The following is a 1,611-nucleotide window of genomic DNA, read 5'->3' as shown; positions in this document are numbered from 1 at the left end:
CTGCGCGAGGAGGTGGCGCACAGGTTCCGGGAGGCGTTCGACGACTTCCGCTTCGGCCCGACCATGCTGGGCGACCTGCTGCTGGACGAACCGGACCTGCACGACACCCTCGGCCTGACGGCGGAGACCCTCCCGTACCAACTCGGCCACGCGCACATGTACGAGGACCTCCTGAAGCGGATACGAGACGACCACGCCGCGGCCTGGAACACCGCCCTGGACAGAGTCACCGCCCACGGACAGTGGAACAACGCCTTCGGCAGCGCCGCCCCCGTGCTCTACGCCCGTCACTTCGGGCCCGGACTGCTGATCGCCGACCGGATGAGCGGCCGCGTCACCGCGATCCACCGCGACGGCTCCAGCACCTACCCCGCACCCGACCAAGCAGTCCACCTCGCCACCGAACAGAACTACACCGTCGTCGTCCACTCCCCCGGCCACTACGACGCCACCACCCCCACCACCCGACCCACGCCTCACCCCGCACCCACCACCCGACCCGAAACGGACGAGTCCCGACCCCCCACGCCGGAACAGCACACCCAGGCGATGGACATCGACACGGACGCAGGCGCGGACGCCGGCGACGACCGCGGGCACCCGGGCCAGGACCCGAACCCGGACCCCACGCCGGCACTCCTGTCCGCGCCTCCGGCCGTCGGGGACGGACGCACGGACGGGACCACCGCGGTCGCCTTCCTCGGACGCCTCCCTAAGGCCTTCCACGTGGCCGCCAGCAAGACCGACGTCCACGTCAACGGCAGGCAATTCGCGCTGCCGGACTCGGAGGCCGAGCATGCCCGGTTCGCGCACCAGCCGCTGAAGGGCGAGCTGGTCGGCAGCAAGGTCAGGTTCACCAACCCCGACGGCCAGTGGTTCGACAGATCCCTCGACGTGCCCGCGACGCAGCAGCTCCGGCGGGCCGGCAAGACCCTCATGGTGTTCGGCGTGCAGGTGAGCGTGCCGAAGGTACCGGCCGATCACCCGGTCAGTGAGGCCTTCCCCGGCTGGTACGCGCGGTTGGCCGGCGACCCGGGCCGCCGGGTCGTGGAGTGGTCCCGCACGACAGGGGCCCGCTTCACACCCGAGGGCGACGTGACCCCGTACGACGAGCCGACCGAGGTGCACAAGTTCCGGCTCGCAACGGAGAAAGCCGGACGGCCGTTCACCTACCCACCGGCCCCGACCGGCCCGCAGACCTTCCGCGAACGCATCCCGGAACTCTTCTACGCCACCGCCGGCGCGACCACCGTCAACGTCAACGGCAAGGAATTCAAACTGCCGAAGGGTGCGCGTCGGAACCTGTTCGCCAACAAGGCACTGTGGGGCGAGCGCACCGGCGACAAGGTCAAGTTCACCAACACCAATGGCCAGTCGTTCGAGGCCACCCTCGGTCAGAGGAACACGAACAAGGGGCCCTTCCAGCCCGGCAGCCGGAACGTGTTCGGCATGAACATGACCGCACCGGGGACGCCGACCGATCACCCGGTGGGCGAGCCCTTCCCCGGCTGGTACACGCGGTTGGCCGGCGCGGACGGCCACCGGGTCGTGGAGTGGTCCCGCACGGAAGGCGCCCGCTTCACACCCGAGGGCGACGTGACCCCTTTCGAC

General features: G+C 70.2%; 1 pseudogene. It reads left to right on the top strand.

The features are described from left to right. Positions 1-12: 12 nt before the first annotated feature. Positions 13-1,611 (top strand): annotated as a pseudogene (locus tag ACWD4U_RS34725) (hypothetical protein); the annotation flags it as partial.

It is taken from the genome of Kitasatospora sp. NPDC002522, assembly GCF_053595195.1.
The sequence above is the reverse complement of the archived record's forward strand: the minus strand, read 5'-3'. Positions and strand labels throughout refer to the sequence as shown.